Annotated in this window: 5 protein-coding genes and 2 pseudogenes; all 7 read right to left on the bottom strand. The window is 50.8% G+C overall.

All coding sequences use genetic code 11. The features are described 5' to 3' along the window. A partial coding sequence (locus tag DW826_RS17435; protein ID WP_242994147.1) for a VirB6/TrbL-like conjugal transfer protein, CD1112 family occupies nt 1-386 on the bottom strand: 386 nt, incomplete at its 3' end. A gap of 69 nt (nt 387-455) precedes the next feature. Further along, nucleotides 456-542 (bottom strand): annotated as a pseudogene (locus DW826_RS17430) (Maff2 family protein); the annotation flags it as partial. A gap of 90 nt (nt 543-632) precedes the next feature. Continuing rightward, a complete protein-coding gene (locus DW826_RS17425; RefSeq protein ID WP_006060475.1) occupies nt 633-2,303 on the bottom strand; it encodes a recombinase family protein in 1,671 nt (556 codons plus the stop codon). Beyond that, entirely contained in the window at nt 2,304-2,501 is a 198-nt protein-coding gene (locus DW826_RS17420) for a hypothetical protein (protein ID WP_009256568.1), read from the bottom strand. It abuts the gene before it with no gap. A 241-nt stretch (nt 2,502-2,742) separates the two neighbouring features. Further along, a complete protein-coding gene (locus DW826_RS17410) occupies nt 2,743-4,080 on the bottom strand; it encodes a virulence-associated E family protein (RefSeq protein ID WP_005929926.1) in 1,338 nt (445 codons plus the stop codon). Then, entirely contained in the window at nt 4,049-4,693 is a 645-nt protein-coding gene (locus DW826_RS17405; protein WP_117553312.1) for a CHC2 zinc finger domain-containing protein, read from the bottom strand. Before DW826_RS17405 ends, DW826_RS17410 begins: the two co-directional genes overlap by 32 nt. Before the next feature lie 65 nt (nt 4,694-4,758). After that, nucleotides 4,759-5,038: pseudogene (locus tag DW826_RS17400) on the bottom strand (conjugal transfer protein); the annotation flags it as partial.

Below are 5,038 nucleotides of genomic sequence, written 5' to 3'. Positions count from 1 at the left end.
CTCTGCGCCATATCAAAGACGCCCATCACGATATTCCATGTATTTGTGACAATGAGGATGGCAGCGGCTGATTTGAACACCCACTTGAAAATCATCCAGGTGTCCACATCATGCAGGTTGTTCTTGTCTGCGATCATCTGGATCAGGTCTACGGTCATCACGATAGCCAGGATCACGCCTGCAATCGGCACCATGATGGAGTTGGACAGATTCTCAATCATGCTGAAAATACTGCCATTCCATCCCTGTGGGGTCTGGCCTACCTGTACGGATATATCCGCGACCTGCTGATTTACACTGTCAAACATCCCCGAAAGGTTGCTCATAATACCGCCCACCAGCATTTCTTTCAGCCAATTTGTCAGGGCTTCAAGTAAGAAATCCATACGGTGTCAACCTCCTTTCCGCCGCCCCCGCAAAGCTGCGGGAGCGGCAAGGATTTCATACGGAGACGCTTAGACAGAGAAAAGCCCGGAGAGCAGAGGTACAAGGACCATGCCTACCACGGCTACACCAGCACCGGCCATGAGCTGTTTTATCCCCAATTAGGTGTAAAACTCTGCTCGATGGCGGGCGGCGGCGTACAAAAAATCTATATGGTGTTTTTAAGAGAACCGTCCCGGCGGGACAGGTCAGGCAGTGACCTGTTCCACCTCTGGGATGGGTTTGAGATTAAAATGAATTTCGATAGAAATGTGTCTTGTTTTATCTTCGTCAATGCGCTCATGCACGACGATTTCTTTGATTAAGCGGTTGAGGGTGGCTGCGTCCAGCTCTGTGATATTGGCGTATTCCTGAATGGCTTCCACCCATTGTTTTGCGTCATTGGCAAGCTGGACTTCATCGGACAGCCGCTTTCTGCCCTCGGACACTTTTGCTTTAAGCTCCGCTTGCTCGGTCTGTGTCTTTTCCAGCATGGTGTTGAAATTCTGTTCACTGATACGCCCTGCAATCATATCCTCATAAAGCCGCATTACCATTTTGTCCAGAACCTCAATCCGTTCCTCGTCCCTTGTGAGGGAGCGTTCCATTGCTTCCCGCTGTTCCCGCTGCTCGGCTTCACAGGTATTGGTCAAGCGGTCGGCAACCGCTTCCCCGTCCATCAGGGCGGCTCTGGCACATTCCCGGATTTTCCGCAGCACATGGCTGTAAAGGGTGTCATAATCAATCCGGTGCTGGGTGCAGTGGTTCTTTCCAAAGGCATTGTAGGTTTTGCAGGAGTAAATCTGCTGGGGATGTTTTGCGTTTGTGTAGCGTATCGTCAGTGACTTCCCACACTCACCGCATTTTATCAGTCCGGCAAACAGGCTGATTTCATTGGTCTGCCCCGGACGCTGGCGGGATTTCAGCTTGTTCTGCACAATGTCAAAGCTCATGCGGTCAATCAGCGGTTCATGCTGTCCCTCCACCACAATCCAGTCCTCCGGCTTCTTTTCCCCAATCGTGCCGATTTTGAAACGGTAGTCCTTTTTCTGGGAAGCAATCGCCCCGGTGTAGACGGGATTCATCAAAAGGTCTTTGATAACGGAGAAGTCCCACATATACCGCCCGTTTTCCGGGTCTTTCTTTTCCCATTTGGTGCGGGTATTGCGAAGCCCCCGTTCCCGGTTCCACCATGTGGGGCAGGGGATTTTTTCTTCCTCCAGCCGTCTGCGGATATAGTTCGGACCATGACCGTTTAGGGCATATCCGAAAATCAGCCGCACAATCGGGGCGGTTTCCTCGTCAATGAGCAGATGGTTTTTGTCCTCCGGGTCTTTCCGATACCCGAACGGGGCAAGACACCCGGTAAACTGTCCTTTCTGCGCTTTCAGAAGATAAGAGGAATGGACTTTCTTGGAAATATCCTTGCTGTACATCTCGTTCAGGATATTCTTGAACGGGGCAATATCGTTGTTATCCCGCAGGGTGTCGATACCGTCATTCATGGCGATATAGCGGACACCATTTCTTGGGAAAAAGTCCTCAATCAAATGCCCGGTTTGCAGATAGTTACGCCCCAGTCGGCTGAGGTCTTTCGTGATGACAAGGTTGATTTGCCTGCGCTCAATGGCTCTCAACATTCTCTGTAAATCAGGACGCTCCATATTAAGACCTGTGAAGCCATCGTCCTGATAGACTGCCACAACCTCCCATCCCTGCTTTTCGCAGTATTTTTCCAGCATATCACGCTGGTTTGCGATACTGGCACTTTCGCCTTGCAGGTCATCGTCCTTTGACAGTCTGCAATAGACCGCTGCACGATAGCCCCCGGCAAGTGCCGAACCGATTGTTCTGTATTCCATTTCGTTCATCATAGCCATTTACCCACACAATCCAGACGGTATCTGGCTCTTTTGAACCTCATCTTCATTATACTTCATATCTTTCTTTTTAGCAAGATATTCTTTTGTATTCGTCTTGCTGTATTTCTGGGAAATCAGGCTGACGAACACATCGGTGGCGTCCAGCTCCCCGTCAAATACAGTAGTCACATGAATTTCTGTTTTGTTTTTTGCCATAGGCAGTTATCCTCCATACATGAAAATAGCCAGACAGAGGGTGTCGGCAACGAAGTCCGGCAACGGGCTACAAAAGACCTTGCAAACAATCTCAATCTGGCGATGGTTACTATTTATACTTTTCTTTTATTTTTCTGTTGTTTTGGTTGTCATAGGGGAGAAAAGCCGATAGTTTCGGGATTTTCCCCGGCAACCGGCTCGGCAACGGGATAGCAACAGGGGGTGCAACGGGCTGCCATTTTCAGAACGGAAGCTCCATCTGTTCTGTGACCTCCACAAAACCGTCCATCGTTTTTTCAGACGGGTTGCCGGAGTCCGTTGCCGGGTTTTCACGCTCCCAGCCCTTTTGTCTGCCGTATTCGGAAAACATTCTTGGATTCGGAAAGTACCGCCAGCGGTCAATGCATTGGTTCATAATCTCATTGATTTCCCGTATTTCCCATTGCTTCGGCTCGTCAAAGGCATGGTTCAAAGCTTCCTTGTAGAGCTGCTTGGAGCAGACCATGCTCCCGGTGTACTTATCAAGATACGCCTGTATCATCCCGGCTTTGGTGTCCTCCGGCATAAAATCCCGCTGGTGTTCTTTGAGATACCGCTGCATGGCAGGGCTGAAAGCCAGCTTGAACCTGCCGCTTCTGTAAATTTCCATCGCTTCTGCCCACATCTGCTCGATATAGGCTCTGGAAGCGGCTTCGTCCTCCAAAATGTGAACCTCGGCTTGCTCCGGGTACACCATGACGGGGATAAAGCGGCGGTTGCCGGAACGGTCAAGGGGCAGGAAGTCAAGGGCATTGGAAGTGCCGCCAAACACGCACTGACGGGGGCGGTCTGCTGGGTGGGTTTCATAGGGTATCTTGTAAACCTCTTTCTGTCGGCTTAAAAATGACTTGATTTCCTCAATGCTCTTGGCGTTGGCGGTTGCCATCATTTCCGACATTTCGATAATCCAGTGACCTTGCAGCTTGCGGTACACATTGTCATCGTCCAGCTTCCGCAAATCATCGGAGAACCACTCGTCCCGGACTGCCAGCAGACGGAAGAAGGTGGACTTGCCAGCCCCCTGACCGCCTACCAGACAGAGCATGATTTCAAATTTGCATCCCGGCTGAAAGGCTCGTGAGATTGCACCCAGCAGGAACAGCTTCAACGCTTCATAGGTGTAATCGTCTGCGTCAGCCCCCAGAAAGTGCCGCAGACAGAAGCGGATTCGTTCTGTCCCGTCCCACACCAGGGTATTGAGATAGTCCCGGATGGGGTGGTACTTGTTTTCATTCGCCACAATCCCGATGGCATTATCAATCTTTTTCTCATTGGTAAGCCCATAGGTTTCTTCCAGATAGAGAAGCAGATACTTCATATCCGTATCGTTCAGGGCTGTGCTTTCTCTGTGGAAGCCAATGGGCTTTATGATGTCCTTGCGGTCAGTCAGGATGTTGTATGCGATAGCCCCGGAAAGCAGCGGGTCACGCTGGAATACGGTCAGGCAGTTCCGTATGCTCTGACGGACACCGCCTTTCTCGGTAGTTTCCAGCCCCGCCTTGATTTCCTCAACGCTCTGGGGCGGCTGCATGGCGTTCATGGTGTTTTTTAGTTCTTGCTGCGTCTGCGGCTGCAAGCTCTGCCATTCGTTGTTCAAGCTGTATCACATCCTTTCCGTAGTCCGTAATCAAAGCCGCTTTTTCCTCTGTCTCCCCGAACAGCAGCACATCCAGCAGATATTCCACTTGGGCTTGCTTCTGTAAGGCTTCCACAAACCGGGGATGAACGGCTTCCTCCGGGGAGTGCGGGACATAATCCTTTCTCCATGCCCTAAGCAGGTGGAGATAATCGGCAAGGATACGGAAGCAGCGGTTCTTTGCTTCCTGAAACTGTTCCTCCGGGGATTTCTGCCGGGGCTTGGGCTTTTTTACCTTTCCCGGCGGCTTCCAGTCCTCATAAGAAAGCCCGAAGTCATTTGCCAGTTGTACGGCGGCTTCTTTCTTTCCCAGCCCATACAGGGCGGCGACAAAATCAATCACATCCCCATCCGCACCGCAGCCGAAGCAGTGGTAACGCCGATCCAGCTTCATGCTTGGGGTTTTATCATTATGGAACGGGCAGCAAGCCATCCCGTTCCGCCCTACATGGATTCCATAATGCTCCGCAGCCTGTCTTGTTGTGACGGACTGCTTTACAGCTTCAAATACATTCAAATCTATCCCTCCTTGAAAATAAGAAAAGCACCTGACATTCTCTGATTGAAAATGGCAAGTGCCTGTTAAAGTTCCATATCCTGTTGTCTGTGTTTCGCCTGTGCCGGGGCGGTTCTTTGTGCTTTTTTCTCGTCTGCCTTATCCTGCAAGACTTCTTTGATAGGCTGTTTCTTGGGCGGCTCTTTGCTTTCTTCTGTGCCGGGGGTGGCTTTCCGTACCCAGTAGCGAATGTCCCGCAGCTTCTTCAAATCCTCCTGTACCTCGGTCAGCGGTATTTTCAGGGCTGCAATTTCTTCCAGAAGCGTTTCCTGCTCCTCTTGCAGCTCCTTTTGGGTACTGTCCTTA

The organism is Clostridium sp. AM34-11AC, from assembly GCF_003435375.1.
Taxonomy (GTDB): domain Bacteria; phylum Bacillota; class Clostridia; order Lachnospirales; family Lachnospiraceae; genus Pilosibacter; species Pilosibacter fragilis.
Note: the sequence above shows the minus strand (reverse complement) of the source record. Positions and strands in the feature narration are given on the sequence as shown.

What these genes read in the sequence shown, in the direction of transcription:
- DW826_RS17425 (WP_006060475.1), bottom strand. Translation starts at nt 2,303, where the DNA reads ATGGCTATGATGAACGAAATGGAATACAGAACAATCGGTTCGGCACTT.
- DW826_RS17420 (WP_009256568.1), bottom strand. Translation starts at nt 2,501, where the DNA reads ATGGCAAAAAACAAAACAGAAATTCATGTGACTACTGTATTTGACGGG.
- DW826_RS17410 (WP_005929926.1), bottom strand. Translation starts at nt 4,080, where the DNA reads ATGAACGCCATGCAGCCGCCCCAGAGCGTTGAGGAAATCAAGGCGGGG.